The sequence below is a fragment of the Planktothrix tepida PCC 9214 genome (assembly GCF_900009145.1).
GTDB classification, from domain to species: Bacteria; Cyanobacteriota; Cyanobacteriia; order Cyanobacteriales; family Microcoleaceae; genus Planktothrix; species Planktothrix tepida.
In genome coordinates, this window is the sequence record NZ_LN889836.1 from 1 (window position 1) to 202 (window position 202).

Genomic DNA, 202 nt, shown 5'->3' on the forward strand with positions numbered 1-202 from the left:
ATATAATAGTAGGCTGAATTATTAAACGCAGATTATTTAAAACATTTTTCCATCCCTCTTTATGATTCCATTGTCGGTGATTCGAGCAATCTGCGGTGTTTTTTTTGCTCTCAGATTCTCGGGGAATACCTTGACTTAAAGACCGGAAAACTTCGGAGTTGAAACTAATCATTAAATACACACAGAAAATGATTTCCCACCA

At 35.6% G+C, this 202-nt stretch carries 1 pseudogene; it reads right to left on the reverse strand.

Annotated elements, in window-relative coordinates:
* Positions 1 to 202 (reverse strand): annotated as a pseudogene (locus PL9214_RS33340) (IS701 family transposase); the annotation flags it as partial.